Origin of the sequence: Streptococcus equinus, from assembly GCF_900101445.1 — a bacterium.
GTDB classification, from domain to species: domain Bacteria; phylum Bacillota; class Bacilli; order Lactobacillales; family Streptococcaceae; genus Streptococcus; species Streptococcus equinus_B.
Map to the genome: position 1 here is coordinate 317,052 of NZ_FNKE01000001.1, position 14,541 is coordinate 331,592.

The window sequence follows — 14,541 nt, forward strand, 5'->3', positions numbered from 1 at the left end:
GGGGAAAAGAGATGAAACGTGTTATTACTTATGGAACATTTGATCTTTTACATTATGGACATATTAATCTTTTAAGGAGAGCTAAAGCTCTAGGGGATTATCTTGTGGTCGTTATTTCATCGGATGAATTTAATTGGAACGAAAAGCAGAAGAAATGCTATTTTACATATGAACAACGAAAAGCATTAGTTGAAGCGGTTCGCTACGTAGATCTTGTTATTCCTGAAACAAATTGGGAACAAAAGAGATCAGATGTGCATGAATATCATATTGATACTTTTGTTATGGGTGATGATTGGAAAGGAAAATTCGATTTTCTTGAAGAAGAAGGAGTTGAAGTTGTCTATTTACCAAGAACACCTGAAATTTCAACTACACAGATTAAGGAGGATTTAAATCAAAATGATTAAAAGAGGCCAACATTTTGGTGGAATAGATGGATTAAGAACAATTTCATGTTTTTTAATTATCGCTATGCATATTAAAGCTAATTCTTCTTATCAAATAAATTCTTTTTTCTATAATAAAGTCGTTGATTCGTGGACAATGTTAGTATTTTTATTTTTGATAATATCAGGTTTTACAATGAGCGTTGGGTACTATCAAAAAATAAAAAATAATAGTATTGATGTAGAAACTTTTTATAAAAAAAGGATATATAAAAGTTTTCCTTTTTTTGCCTTATTAATAACTATTGATTTACTATATGACTTTAATATTAATAATTTAATAGAAGGTATTACAGAGTTAACATTTTTATTTGGTCTACTTCCTAATAATAATTTATCTGTTATAGGGGTGAGTTGGACTCTTGGTGTAATCTTTTTATTTTATTTCTTATTTCCTTTTTTTGTATTTTTAATTAGAGATAAAAAAAGTGCATGGTTTTCTTTGGCTATTTCAATTGTTTTAAATCAATTTTGCCAGAACTATTTTTTTACTTCCAAGTTTGTTGTCAATGATTTTCCGTATAGACATGCTTTTATCTTTTGTCTTCCATTTTTTATTGTTGGAGGAATAATTTATTTATACTTAGAAGAAATTGTTAATTTATCAAAACTGATGAAGTTTACATTAGGTTTTGTAACGCTAGTAAGTATACCAATTTATTGTATAATTCCTGACAATTATGGAGGGATTTATAAACCATTGATTATTTTTGGAACATGGCTCACATTTGCCGTGTCTGGTAAAAATGGATTTTTAGATAATAGATTTATGGCATTCTTTAGTAAAATTAGTTTTGAAATGTATCTTGCCCAGATGTTGATATTTCGTTTAATTGAAAAAACAATAGGAATTTATGTTTTGGGAAGTAATGTTTGGAGTTATTTGATTACATTTGTCTTGACTATTTTAGGTTTAGTTTGTTTTATAAAATTGTATAAGCTAATTGAAAAACGAGTTAAAGAATTATTTGTTAAAAATGGAGTTTTATAGAAGATGGGTACAGCTAAAAAATTACACCAAATTGATTTAGAAATTGTAAAAAATGTAATAAAAGTTTGTGAAAAGTATAATTTAAAATATTTTATGCTTGGGGGAACAATGTTAGGCGCAATTCGTCATGCCGGTTTTATCCCATGGGATGATGATATCGATTTGGGAATGCCTAGAAAAGATTATGAAAAGTTCTTAGAAATTGCAGGAAAAGAATTGCCGAATCATTTGCAGGTAGTTAATTATAAAAATACACCATCATATCAGTATTATATTACGAGAATTCAAGATAAAAATGTCAAGGTAATCGAAGAACGTATTGGTAATGATTCTAAATTTACTTATGCCTCAATTGATATTTTTCCAATTGATGGGAGTCCAAATAATAAACTACTCAGAAAAATATATTTCTTTAGAGTTTTGTCACATAGAGCATTGATGTCGCTACATTATAAGGATTCAATTGATAGAAAGCGAAAACGAGGATCAGTCGAGAAAGCATTCCTTTGGGTAATGGAGAAGATTCCTTTTGAAAAAATTATCAATCCATATAAAGAGAAAGAAAAAATTGATAAATTGCTTTCAAGTCAGGATGTAGATAATTCTAAATATATTGGAAACATAATGGGAGCGTATCGCACAAGGGAAATTGTTCCAAAAGAGTGGTATGGAAATGGAACAAAATACAAGTTCGAAGATATCGAACTTGTTGGATTTGATAAATATCATGAATATTTAACTTATACATATGGTGATTACATGGAATTACCACCGGTTGAAAGTCGAAAAACGCATTATCGTTTAGAAAGTATGATGTCTGATAATGAATAAAAAAAATAACTCTTTTTCTAAAATTTTTAAAAAAGTAGATGGATTTAACATTATTAAACAATACCTTAAATCTGGAGTTCTATTCTTTGCTATTTTTCAGATTTTATCTCAAGGTTTTTCGAAAAAATCATTGGAAATTGTTCGAAACTCAGTTGATAATAAAATTTTAAAAAAGTTTAGAAGAAAATATACTTCATACATTATTAATAATAAACAAAGAATTTTGAAAAATTCAATTGAGCGAAAATCATCTAATAAGGTTTGGGTGATGTGGTTACAAGGAATAGAGAATGCTCCTGATATAGTTAAAGTATGCTATAAATCATTGATTAGTAATTTATCAGATAGAGAAATTATTCTATTAACAGAAGATAATTACAGAGAATATGTGACTTTTCCAGATTATATTCAAAATAAAATTGACAAAGGCATGATTGGAAATGCTCATATGTCGGATTTACTTCGTTTGGAACTTTTAGAAAAATATGGTGGAACATGGATTGATGCTACCGTGTTCATATCTGATAAGAATATACCTGACTATATTCTCAATTCAGATTTTTTCATGTATCAAAAGTTAAAACCGGCTTTGGATGGCAATCCTTTATCGGTTTCAAATTGGCTTATCACTTCAACAACTTACAATCCAATTTTGATGATGACAAAAGAATTGTTATATGAATATTGGAAGAAGCACGATAGTGCAATTCATTATTTTATTTTTCATATGTTTTTCCAACTTGTGATTGAGAATTTTGAAGATGAGTGGAAGAAAGTTGTTCCTGTTTCTAGTTCAACACCACATATTCTTTTATTAAGATTGTTTGATAGTTATGATGATAGGATTATGGAAGGAATTTTATATCAGAGTTCAATTCATAAACTTACATATAAATTTTCAAAATCTGATATAGAAAAAGCTAGGACATTTTATAAAAAAATTTTGGAGGAAAGTAATGAAAGCAAGAGTTATAGCATTTTATCTACCTCAGTTTCATCCTACGAAAGAAAATGATAAATTCTGGGGAAAAGGTTTTACAGAATGGACTAATGTTGCAAAAGCTAAACCGTTATTTAAAGGACATAATCAACCAAGAATACCTGCTGATTTAGGCTTTTATGATTTAAGAATGCCAGAAGTTAGAGAGGAACAGGCTAAATTAGCTAAGGAAGCTGGTATTGAAGGATTTTGTTATTGGCATTATTGGTTTGGTAATGGCATACAAACATTAGAGCGTCCCTTTAATGAAGTGTTAAATTCTGGGAAACCGGATTTTCCTTTTTGTTTAGGGTGGGCTAATCATAGTTGGACAACAAAAACTTGGGATAAGGACAAAAGTAATTCTAAAGAAAGTGTAATCTTTGAGCAGAAGTATTTAGGTGTATCTGATTATAAAGAGCACTTTTATAATTTGTTGCCAGCATTTAAGGATAAACGCTACATTACAGTAGATGGGAAACCATTGTTTTATATATGGGATTCAAAAAGTTTACCGAGTGCAAAAGAATTTATAGAATTATGGCAAGAGTTAGCAATAGAGAATGGGTTAAAAGGGATATATTTTATTGCTAAAGTGGACCCACTCGGTACACTGAGTGTAGATAATATTAGTCATGTTGAGGAAAAGTTTCAAAATGAATATCAAAGTGTTTTGGACATGGGGTTTGATGCGATAAATTCTCACACTTTGAAGTATGCTGAATTGAATGCTAACGGAAAATTAAAGAAAGTATTTTATGCTTTAGTTAGAAAATATTTTTCATCATTCATTGTTGAGAAATATAAATATAAGGATATCATTCGTTCTTTTAACACTAAAGAAGACTTTCAAGAAAATATTTATCCTCAGTTAATTCCTGGCCGTGATAGGTCTCCGCGTTCTGGAAAAAAAGCTGTTATCTATTATGAAAGTACTCCTGAGGAATTCAGGGTTGCTGTGAAAAATGCGATTAGTTGTGTTAGAAAAAGAGATCCAGAACATAGATTGATTTTCTTAAATTCTTGGAATGAATGGGCTGAAGGAGCTTATATGGAACCTGATACTACTTATGGAAAGAGATATATTCAAGTACTTAGAGAAGAGATAGAAGAAGATGATTAATGAAGATGTAAAAATTTCAATTGTTGTTCCAATTTATAATCAAGAAAGGTATCTTGATATTTCAATACCATCATTGTTGTCACAGTCTTATACTAATATAGAAATTATTCTTGTGAATGATGGTTCTAATGATTTAAGTGGAGAAATTATTAGAAGATACAGTTTAAAGGATAAACGAATTAAAATAGTAAATAAAACTAATGGTGGTTTAGTTGACGCATCAATTTCTGGTATTCTAAATTCTACAGGAGATTATATTGCGTTTCTTGATCCAGATGATAGAGTTGATGACGATTTTATAGAGAATTTTATCAATGAATTGACAGCTGATATTGATATTATCTCGATGGGATATTATTTAGATAATTTGGGAACTTTGATACCATGTTATTTATATGAGAGTGGTATATATACTGGAAATAAATTGGATGAGCTAACTAGTAATTTAATTTATGAACCTGGAAATATAGCTGTATCAAATAAGTTTTTTATTTCTAGATGGAATAAATTATATAAAACTGAAATAGTAAAAGAAATTGTAAAGGATTTTGAAACTTGTAGGGATATTAGCCTAGGTGAAGATACAATATTTACTTCACTTGTTTTAAGTAAGAGTAAAAAAGTGAAAGTTATTAAATATCCTAATTCTTACTTTTATAATGTAGGAAATCAAAATTCAATGATGAATTCAAGCGATATTAGAGCAGGAATACAAAAAAGTAGAGTTGCATATAAGAAGATAAAACAGGTATCAAATATCAATGAAAATCAAGCATTGGCACTTTATTTTTTCTTAATTGAAAATTTATTTCAGAAGAAGAAAAAAGTAATGGACAAATCTTTTGATGAACTATTCAAATATTTGCAAAGTGACTCGCTTTATCAAAAAGCATTGAATCAGATGATTGTAGGGTGTTCGGATAAAATGAAAAAAATTGAGCTAGCTTCACGGAAGCTATTAACAGGACATCAATACTCATTCTGTTTCACTACACTAGGTAATATCAAATCTCTAGCTAAATTTTTTTTAAGAGAAGTTCCTCATAGAATGCGAGATATTAAAAAGTTAGGTTTTTATAAGTCTTGTAAACTTGCTGAATATAGAAAAGATAGAAGAGATGCTCATAAAGAACTGCTGGACAAACTTCCCGTTGTTGAACAAGAGGTATTTCCTTTTTTAGAAAAATACATTGGAAAGAGTGTACCATTAGAAAAAACGGTTTTGTCTAAGAATATTTTTGTTTTTTGGTGGGATGGGTTTGCAGATGCACCAAATATTGTAAGAAAGTGTTTAGAGTCTGTAAAGAAATATAATCCTAATTCAAATGTTATTGAGATTTCTAAGGATAATTTCAGAAACTATACTGACATTCATCCTAAAATACTTAATGGATTTTATAAGGGAGATATTTCAATTCAAACATTTTCTGATATTTTGAGGTTTAATCTTTTAAAAAATAATGGTGGTGCTTGGATTGATGCAACAATTCTTTTTCTTGAAGAGTTTGATATTTTTGAAGAACTTAAGGATAAATCATTTGCTACTGTATCATTTAGCTCAAGTGAAAATTTTTTAAAATATAAAAATGAGGTATGTTCTTGGTCAGGTTATTTTATTGCCTCGAGAAGGGGAGGATACTTTGTAACTGTTATGAATAATTTATTTGAAGAATATTACCTATTGTATGGAAAATATCCTTTTTATTTCTTTATTGATGCATTATTTGTTATATGTAAAATTAATAAAATCGATAATGAAGTTTTATCAAAAGCGAAATTTACTTTTGCAGATATGTTCCTATTGCCAAAACTATATGATAAAGATTTTAATATTTATTCCTTAAAGCAATTGAAAAAAATTCCTCAAAAGCTTTCGTGGTCTCATAAAGGAAATTCAAATTTAACAAATAGTTTTTTTAATCATTTAGAATTATAAGGTATTTTATGAAAAATTATATTTTGAAAGTATTTCATCCAATTATTGCTTTTAATAAACTTTCATGGTTAATAAATAGAAGAAAGTTTAAAAAAGTTGGGTCGCATGTATCAATCGGCCCATTTTATGAATTTAAAGGCTCAAAATTTATAACCATTGGAAATGGCGTCGTTGCTAGAAAATTTTTAAAATTACACGCTTGGGAAAGTTATAAAGGAAAAAAAACTTCTTATAATCCAGATTTATTGATTGGAAATTATACTTCATTTGGCGATAATTGCTATATAACTTGTGCTAATAAAATTATTGTGGGGAATAATGTATTAATTGGTGATAATGTTTTTATAACAGATAATTTCCATGGAAAAAGTTTAGAAAGCGATTGTCATTTACCACCAGCAGAGAGAGAAATCTGGAGTAAAGGTCCTGTGATAGTTGATGATAATGTTTGGATTGGTCGAAATGTAAGTATAATGCCAAATGTGACAATTGGTCGAGGTACTGTAATTGGTGCTAATTCTGTTGTAACTAAAGATATACCAGAATTTAGTGTTGCAGTCGGCTCTCCTGCAAGGGTTGTTAGGAAGATTGAATAGGTTTTTATGGTATGATAAAATTAAATAAAAAAAGTGTGGTTGCTTTTATAGCGCTTATTCCATTTTTTTCACCAATTTATATTTTGACTTTACCTTATGCAGGATTAGTATACAATTTTATGAAAGTTGTTGTGTCTTTTCTGGTATTTATTTGTTTTATTACTCAGAGAAAGCGTTTATCTTTACCTGAACTTTTATTAATTTTTGGTGAATTATTAATATTCATTTTTACTTTCTGTAACAATGGACAAATTACCTTGGAATTTTTAAATTTCATCATGTTATGTACAATAATTTTCTTAATTGAACTGTATAGTGAGTATTTTGTTTCTTTGTTAGATGCTCTTATTCTACATTTTGAATTATGTATTTACTTAAATTTGGTAACGCTTATCTTATTTCCAGAAAGATTATTTAGTCGTTCAAGTTCTGCTTATGGTGCAACGTATGAGTGGTTTCTTGGATCAAGGAATAGTTTTATTGTTTGGTTACTCCCTGGTCTAGTAGTTGCGTTGATATATAGATTCTATAATAGAGATAGCAAACGTTGGATTGTTTTAATTCTTGGAATTATTGTTACTCAATTTTTCCAAACTTCGTCAACATTGATAGTTACTTCTACTATTATGATTATCTTATCATTTTCTCCTTTTTTAAATCGTGTTTTTAGGCCAATGATTTGTTTTATTTTAGCTTTAAGTATTCAAGCTTTAATAGTTATTATGAACAATGTAAGTTTTTTAGCACCTATTGTTGAGGGAGCTTTGGGGAAGGATTTAACTTTTACAAATAGAACAACAATTTGGAAGAATGCTATAAATCATTTATCTCTTTTTAAAGGATATGGAAATTTACAATCAAATGAAGTTGCTGATATTTTAGGTAATTATGGTAATTATATTTGGAAAGGTGCAACTCATGCACATAATCAATTATTAAATATTGGATTTCAAGGTGGAATTATACTGATACTGATTACCCTTGCTGTTTACTATACTGCCTTTTGGAAACTGGAGGTTTTATGGAAAAATCCAATATCTAGAGTTTATTCATTTGGAATATTTGTATATATTATTGCAGGTTATACAGAAGTAACTAATCAATTGTTATTGCAATTAATTGTTCTCCTTCCTTTAACTATTGAAGAAACAATCGTTAATACAAAATATTCTGAAAAAAAGCATAAGGGATTATTTTTTGATGAAAAATTCTAAAAAAAGTGTAATAAAAGGACTTTTTTGGACATTGTCTGAAAGATTTATGTCACAGATAGTATCTGTTATTGTTACAATAATATTAACTCGGCTGTTAGCGCCAGAGGATTATGGAGTAGTATCAGTTGTTACTGTCATTATAACAATTTTAAATGTTTTCATGACGAGTGGTTTTAGTGCATCTTTAATTCAGCAAGAAGATGTTGAACAAATTGATTATTCAACTGTTTTATATTTTAGTATCTTTTTGGGATGTATGCTCTACATAGGGGTGTTTGTTTTTTCTCCAATATTGGCAACATTTTATAGCTTACCTCAGCTTGAATTGGTTTTGAAAATATTAGCTCTGAAAATTCCTCTATCTGCCCTAAATTCGGTACAACAAGCTTATGTTTCTAGAAATATGTTATTTAAAAAGTTCTTTATTTCTACAGTAACTGCAACAGTTGTATCTGGAGTTATAGGAGTAGCTATGGCCTACTCTAATTTTGGTGTATGGTCTTTGGTTGCTCAAGATTTATCAAATGTTATAACTATAAGTGTAGTGTTATGGTTTTCTGTGGGGTGGAGACCAACATTCCAATTTTCTTTTAAAAGGTTAAAGTTACTTTTTGATTTTGGAGTAAAAATATTTATTCAAACTCTATTTAATACCATATATGCAAATATAAGGAGTTTGTTAATTGGCGGCTTTTATTCTCCTACTGATTTAGCTTATTACACTAAAGGAAATCAATATCCTAATTTAATAGTAACGAATGTTGACACTGCTGTTAGTAAAACAATGTTTCCGGTGATGTCTAGAGAACAAAATGATTTAATTAGGATTAAAATCTTAACAAGAAAAACAGCTCAGGTTAGTTCATACATAATGAGTCCAATTCTAATAGGTTTTTTTGTATGTGCTAAGCAAATAGTTTCAGTAGTAATGACAGATAAGTGGCTTCCAGCTGTTCCTTATATTAGGATAATATGTGTATGCTTACTAATTAGAGCCTCACAAACTGCAATTTTGCAAGCTATAAAATCTATTGGTAGATCTGATGTTGTTTTAAAAATGGATATTCCTGTTAGGGTACTAGCATTAATCATTTTGATGTTTACAATACGTTTAGGAGTTATATATATTGCAATATCGGAGATTATTATAGAATTTTTAGCTCTATTAATTTACTCATATTATTCATCCAAATTGTTAAATTATGGTTATTTAGAAATCTTTTATGATTTTCTAAAAAATGTTGCTTTAGCAGTAAGTATGGGAATAGTTGTGTATTTTGTTGGTGTATTTAGTGGGTTAAGTGTGTTACTAACATTATTAATTCAAATTATTGTAGGTGGAATTACTTATATTATTTTGTCAATTCTCTTAAAAAATGAAAGTTGGTTATTATTTAATTCTTCTGTAAAAAAATAGTTGTTTAGTTTTTTACAGTTATCAAGAACAGTGATATTTTTCTATAAATGCTCAATAACGAGGTATATTAGAACTATTTAAATTTCTCCGGTATACTGTTATCAAAAATAATGTATCGGAAGATATTCTATGTTACAACTCATTGTTTCTTTTGGAACTTTTCTAATCATATCTTTTCAAAAAGAGAGATAGTAACGAATTTTTGATGAAAATACGTATTGGTATACTTGAATTAAGCTTTTTTCAAGCCCTCAATCACAAAATGGTGGAAAGTATTCTAGATAAGGTACTGGCTCTATGACAATTCGACTAACTGATTTAGGACAGTTTTATCTTGTTTATGGAAAAATCGATATGAGATAAGGGATTGATTTATTAGTCTTTCTTGTTAAAACCAGTTCGATTTAGAGCCATTCACAGGTCGAGTTTTTCTTTTCTGTGGGGAACGAAAAGATTGTTTTAAGGTTCTTTAATGGGATGGTGAGGGAGGAAGGGATGACTACTTACAAACGTTTTGAAAACAGTAAATTAAAGTGGCCAAACACGAAAAACGAGGTTAAAGCTCTAACTTCTGAACGGGTTAACTGATTGATGAAGGGATTTTCTATCACCCCAAAATTAAGAGTTACAAAAAATCGTGATTTCTATCTAAATTAGGCTTTTTGGGCGCTTTATCAACTGTAGTGGGTGGCAAAGTTGAGCTCTAGCGAGAACAATTGTTGTTCTCGCTTTTTTTGATGTTTAAAGCGAGTAAAATGCACTTTAAACATCAAAGTTTCTATAACAAAAACCTTGCGCTTAATATCTTTGATGAATTTATTGGTCGTTTCAAGTTTAGCATTAGAATAGGGAAGTTCAATGGCATTGGTAATGTATTTCTTATACCGAATGAAAGTTGTTAGAGTTGTTTTAAATGAGTGGTTAAGTTGAGGTAAAGCTTCCTGAATTAATGCAAAAAATTGTGCGGTATGCTGTTCTTGTAAGTGGAAAAGAAGTAATTGATAAAGGTTGTAGTATTCTTCAAGTTGGGGAACGTGTTTAAAAATCTTGTCTAAGCACTCTTTAGGTGTTAAGGTTTTTCTGAAAGTCCTCGAATAAAAGACATTAGGCGATATTTTTCGACTATCCTTTTGAATGAGTTTCCAATAATATTTTAGGACACGTTATTCAAGAGACTTCTTCTCAAATTGTTTCATTATTTGAATACGTGTCTGTTTTAGCGCTCTGTTCATATGTTGGACAATGTGAAAACGGTCAAGAACAACTTTAGCATTTGGGAGTGAAACAGTCTGGGAATAGACTGTTTCAGTCTGAGCCTAGAAACTGTAGAGCGAAGCAACATGACCAAAGGGATGTAATTACCAGACATATCCATAGTAATGATTTTTACCTTTTCCCGAGCTTCTTTTGAGTATTTGAAAAAGTAATTGCGAATGGTTGTTTGTCGCCTGTTATCAAGGATAGTGATGATTTTCTTCGTGTTATAGTCTTGAGCAATAAAAGCTAGTTTTCCTTTTTGATAAGAGAATTCATCTCAAGACAGTTCTTCAGGTAAGGTTGAATAGTTGTCCTTGAATTGAATTTGTTTAAGCTTACGATACACAGTTGAGGTCGAGATGGCAAGTTTTTCAGCGATGTGTGTCAAAGCTTCTCGATTAAGTAAGAGTTGAGCTGTTTTCTGTCTCACTAATTCAGAGATCTGACAGTTCTTCTGAACAAGAGATGTTTCAGAAACAGTCACTTTACGACAGTCTTTGCATTGAAATCTTCTCTTTTTCAAACGAATAAGACTGGGAAGTCCGCCAATCTCAATAAAAGGAATTTTAGAAGGCTTTTGAAAGTCGTATTTGATTTGTTTCCCTTGGCAATGGCAACACTTAAGTGGTGTATAATCAAGCGTAGCAGCTATTTCAATATGAGTTTCACATTGAAAAACTTTAGTTAAAGTGATATTTTTATCTTTAATTCCGATTAATTCTGTAGTATTATAGAGTTGTCTCATATGATTCTTTCTATTTATTGTTTGGTCGCTTTAAATTTTAAGTCATATGGGACTTTTTGTATACTCAAAAAGCTCCATAGCTTCTTAGTGGAGATTTACCCACTACAGAAATTATAGAGCTTTTTTTATAGTGAAGTGTAGAAGTGGCAAGGAGCTTTGTTAAATTTTTAGAATTATTTCTAATAATCACCGCTCCTTACTGCTTTTTCTGAAAAAATAGTGTAAAATAGTAGGGAATGATTTAAAAGGTTTACAAGCCTTTAGATATTAAAAAACGAGGAGTGCTAAAATGATTTTAGTTACAGGTGCCAACGGGCAATTAGGAACAGAATTACGTTATCTTTTGGATGAACGTGGTGAGGAGTATGTAGCGGTTGACGTTGCAGAAATGGACATCACTAATGCTGAGAAAGTTGATGAAGTGTTTGCACAAGTTAAACCAACACTTGTTTACCACTGTGCGGCTTACACTGCGGTTGATGCGGCTGAAGATGAAGGTAAAGAACTTGATTACGCGATTAACGTAACAGGTACTGAAATCGTAGCTAAAGCTGCAGCAAAATATGGTGCAACTCTTGTTTACATTTCAACTGACTATGTTTTTGATGGTAAAAAACCAGTTGGTCAAGAATGGGAAGTTGATGATACTCCAGATCCTCAAACTGAGTACGGTCGTACAAAACGTTTGGGTGAAGAAGCTGTTGAAAAATATGCTAAAAACTTCTACATCATCCGTACAGCTTGGGTATTTGGTAACTACGGTAAAAACTTTGTCTTCACAATGCAAAACCTTGCCAAAACTCATGACACATTGACTGTTGTTAATGACCAACACGGTCGTCCAACTTGGACTCGTACGTTGGCAGAATTCATGACTTACTTGACAGAAAACCAAAAAGAATTTGGTTACTACCACTTGTCAAATGATGCTGATGAAGATACAACTTGGTATGACTTCGCGGTTGAAATCTTGAAAGATACTGATGTTGTCGTTAAACCAGTTGACTCAAGTCAATTCCCAGCAAAAGCAAAACGTCCACTTAACTCAACAATGAGTCTTAAAAAAGCAAAAGCTACAGGCTTTGTAATCCCAACATGGCAAGAAGCTTTGAAAGAATTTTACAAACAAGACGTTAAAAAATAATCTTGATAAATAGAAGAAACTGAGTTACGACTCGGTTTCTTTTTCTTTTTTTGTTTAAATATATCGTTCGGTTTTTCTTTTTATTTTCAGGCTTCTTGTCTTTTTTTTCGTTGTCCTTTTGCCTATTATATGATATATTAGTAGTAAAAGATTGTAATAAAAATGTAATATAAATTGTAAGGTGAGTGTGATGGTAGTGAAGAAAGATATGAACTCAAATGGACATCGTTTATTAATTCAAAAATTACTTGTCAGCATTCATTACCTAACACTTTTCAGAGATGAGATTGTTTTGGTTGAGAAGACCCCATCTTTATTGGGGGCTTCTTTTTCGCCAAATGTTGTGCAATCAGAGTTAGGTGAAATTTTGGCAGCAGTGGATGCGCTTTCTAAGCAAGAAAAGTTGATTAAGTCAACTTTCTGGTATGATGAAGCGTCATTCAGATTGATGAATCACTCTTTGGATATTGTCGGTACTTGGGTTCGTGGGATTGATAACGTCTTAGAAATTTGCGAGTCTAAGTCTGTTTTCCATGCGATTTTGGGTGATAATCGTCAGCGTGTTTTTGGTGTTCTGATTGATGTCTTTACCTCTCTTCGTGTGACAAATTTATCAATCAAAGAAGAATCTGAATACCCTCTTTTGGTTGATCCGCTACAAGTTGTGGAATACAAGAAAAGAGAAGTCAAAAAAGCAGAGCTAATGGCTAAGATTGATGCCTTGACGCCAAGAAAATCTGAAGAAGTTTATGATGACAGTAAAGACGAAAAAGTTGAGTCTATCCCAGAATTAGTAGAAAAAGAATTAGCTAAAGAAAAAGCAGCTAAGTCCGAAAAAGTTCTTGGACCAGGCGAATTAAAAGAAGTTGTTAAAGAAAATGACGAAGTAGCCGATAACCAAGAAGCTGCTGAGGAAGACCTTGAAACTGTCGTTACTGACGAAGCAGAAACTGTTGAAACTACTGATGCTGAAGAAGATACTCCTCAAACTGAAGAAGTAAGCGAATCAGTTGACGAAGAACCAGTTGTTGAGGTAGAGGTGGAAAATTCTGACGAGGAGAATGAAGAGCAAGTTCAAGAAGAAGTGACTCAATCTCCTGAAGAAGAAACTGAACAAGAAGTCTCAGAAGAATCTGAGTTTGAAGAAGTTTCTGATGAAAATGAAGAAATTGAAGAAACTGCAGAACTAGAAGTTGAAGACGACCTTGTCGAGGCAGAAGAGCCTGAGACAGTTGAATTGGAAGAACCAGCTGACGAAGTTGCCACGAGCGATGAAAAACAAGTTAGCGATAACGAAGTGGTTGAGGAAGTACTTCTTGACGAAGAATCTGAGAAAGAAGAAGTCAAAGAGTCTGAATTTCCAGTAATCAGTCGTGATGAGGCTGTTAAACAGTTCCGTCATTTCCTTTTCGACCATAAAGGTTTGGTGTGTGTCTTGGATGCTGGAGATGATTTGAAGCGCGAGATTAACTTCCACAATGCGTTCGATCGTTTTTACGGTGCAGTAGATAATATTTCAGATTGCTTGGTTATCCTTGAAAATGTTTTAGATGAATTACGTCGCCGCAAGAAAGAAGTCTTTGATGAAGAAGGTAATTTGATTAGCGAACCGACTGAACCAATCAATCTATTGATTTATGGTCAAAATATCTTATTAGAAGATAGCCGCTTTGAAACCTTGATGTCAGAAATTGCCCCATTTACCGTACGCTCTGATTTACACATCTATTCTTATGCAGCATATTTAGATTAAAAAACCTGTCCAGTGGACAGGTTTTTCACGAGCCTGAAAATAAGAAAGCGAGTTAAGTCCAGTGGACAGGTTTTTCACAAGCCTAGAAATAGAAGAGCGAGCTAAG

General features: G+C 31.1%; 11 protein-coding genes and 1 pseudogene. 11 read left to right on the top strand and 1 reads right to left on the bottom strand.

The features are described 5' to 3' along the window. The first annotated feature begins 11 nt into the window (after window positions 1-11). The 9 genes from tagD to BLR83_RS01580 are packed head-to-tail and all read left to right on the top strand — an operon-like array spanning window position 12 to window position 9,536. A complete protein-coding gene (gene tagD, locus BLR83_RS10020; protein WP_234793122.1) occupies window positions 12-410 on the top strand; it encodes a glycerol-3-phosphate cytidylyltransferase in 399 nt (132 codons plus the stop codon). Next, the gene (locus tag BLR83_RS01545; RefSeq protein ID WP_074559839.1) at window positions 403-1,440 is read left to right on the top strand and encodes an acyltransferase family protein; all 1,038 of its coding nucleotides are present in this window, start codon (window positions 403-405) and stop codon (window positions 1,438-1,440) included. Before tagD ends, BLR83_RS01545 begins: the two co-directional genes overlap by 8 nt. A gap of 3 nt (window positions 1,441-1,443) precedes the next feature. Next, entirely contained in the window at window positions 1,444-2,271 is an 828-nt protein-coding gene (locus tag BLR83_RS01550) for a LicD family protein (protein ID WP_074559841.1), read from the top strand. Further along, window positions 2,264-3,286, top strand: a complete 1,023-nt coding sequence (locus BLR83_RS01555) for a capsular polysaccharide synthesis protein (RefSeq protein WP_074559843.1) — start codon at window positions 2,264-2,266, stop codon at window positions 3,284-3,286. Before BLR83_RS01550 ends, BLR83_RS01555 begins: the two co-directional genes overlap by 8 nt. Then, window positions 3,228-4,373: a glycosyltransferase WbsX family protein gene (locus BLR83_RS01560; RefSeq protein WP_074559845.1), complete on the top strand. Its 1,146-nt coding sequence runs from the start codon at window positions 3,228-3,230 to the stop codon at window positions 4,371-4,373. Before BLR83_RS01555 ends, BLR83_RS01560 begins: the two co-directional genes overlap by 59 nt. After that, window positions 4,366-6,309: a capsular polysaccharide synthesis protein gene (locus tag BLR83_RS01565; protein ID WP_074559847.1), complete on the top strand. Its 1,944-nt coding sequence runs from the start codon at window positions 4,366-4,368 to the stop codon at window positions 6,307-6,309. Before BLR83_RS01560 ends, BLR83_RS01565 begins: the two co-directional genes overlap by 8 nt. 8 nt (window positions 6,310-6,317) lie before the next feature. Next, entirely contained in the window at window positions 6,318-6,905 is a 588-nt protein-coding gene (locus BLR83_RS01570; protein ID WP_081340978.1) for an acyltransferase, read from the top strand. 11 nt (window positions 6,906-6,916) lie between these two features. Then, window positions 6,917-8,119 carry an O-antigen ligase family protein gene (locus BLR83_RS01575; protein WP_074559849.1) on the top strand — a complete coding sequence of 401 codons (1,203 nt, stop codon included), beginning with the start codon at window positions 6,917-6,919 and terminating at the stop codon, window positions 8,117-8,119. Next, window positions 8,106-9,536, top strand: coding sequence for a lipopolysaccharide biosynthesis protein (locus BLR83_RS01580; RefSeq protein WP_074559851.1), 1,431 nt, complete (start codon window positions 8,106-8,108; stop codon window positions 9,534-9,536). Before BLR83_RS01575 ends, BLR83_RS01580 begins: the two co-directional genes overlap by 14 nt. Before the next feature lie 648 nt (window positions 9,537-10,184). Here the strand turns inward: BLR83_RS01580 and BLR83_RS01595 are convergent. Next, window positions 10,185-11,538, bottom strand: a pseudogene (locus BLR83_RS01595) (transposase). Between the two features lie 289 nt (window positions 11,539-11,827). Between BLR83_RS01595 and rfbD the strand changes: the two are divergent. After that, window positions 11,828-12,682: a dTDP-4-dehydrorhamnose reductase gene (rfbD, locus tag BLR83_RS01600; protein WP_014334592.1), complete on the top strand. Its 855-nt coding sequence runs from the start codon at window positions 11,828-11,830 to the stop codon at window positions 12,680-12,682. A gap of 190 nt (window positions 12,683-12,872) precedes the next feature. Continuing rightward, a complete protein-coding gene (locus BLR83_RS01605) occupies window positions 12,873-14,435 on the top strand; it encodes a hypothetical protein (protein WP_074559853.1) in 1,563 nt (520 codons plus the stop codon). The last annotated feature ends 106 nt before the right edge of the window (window positions 14,436-14,541 follow it).

What these genes read in the sequence shown, in the direction of transcription:
- BLR83_RS01605 (WP_074559853.1), top strand. Translation starts at nt 12,873, where the DNA reads ATGGTAGTGAAGAAAGATATGAACTCAAATGGACATCGTTTATTAATT.
- BLR83_RS01545 (WP_074559839.1), top strand. Translation starts at nt 403, where the DNA reads ATGATTAAAAGAGGCCAACATTTTGGTGGAATAGATGGATTAAGAACA.
- BLR83_RS01575 (WP_074559849.1), top strand. Translation starts at nt 6,917, where the DNA reads ATGATAAAATTAAATAAAAAAAGTGTGGTTGCTTTTATAGCGCTTATT.
- BLR83_RS01560 (WP_074559845.1), top strand. Translation starts at nt 3,228, where the DNA reads ATGAAAGCAAGAGTTATAGCATTTTATCTACCTCAGTTTCATCCTACG.
- BLR83_RS01555 (WP_074559843.1), top strand. Translation starts at nt 2,264, where the DNA reads ATGAATAAAAAAAATAACTCTTTTTCTAAAATTTTTAAAAAAGTAGAT.
- tagD (WP_234793122.1), top strand. Translation starts at nt 12, where the DNA reads ATGAAACGTGTTATTACTTATGGAACATTTGATCTTTTACATTATGGA.
- BLR83_RS01570 (WP_081340978.1), top strand. Translation starts at nt 6,318, where the DNA reads ATGAAAAATTATATTTTGAAAGTATTTCATCCAATTATTGCTTTTAAT.
- rfbD (WP_014334592.1), top strand. Translation starts at nt 11,828, where the DNA reads ATGATTTTAGTTACAGGTGCCAACGGGCAATTAGGAACAGAATTACGT.
- BLR83_RS01580 (WP_074559851.1), top strand. Translation starts at nt 8,106, where the DNA reads ATGAAAAATTCTAAAAAAAGTGTAATAAAAGGACTTTTTTGGACATTG.
- BLR83_RS01565 (WP_074559847.1), top strand. Translation starts at nt 4,366, where the DNA reads ATGATTAATGAAGATGTAAAAATTTCAATTGTTGTTCCAATTTATAAT.
- BLR83_RS01550 (WP_074559841.1), top strand. Translation starts at nt 1,444, where the DNA reads ATGGGTACAGCTAAAAAATTACACCAAATTGATTTAGAAATTGTAAAA.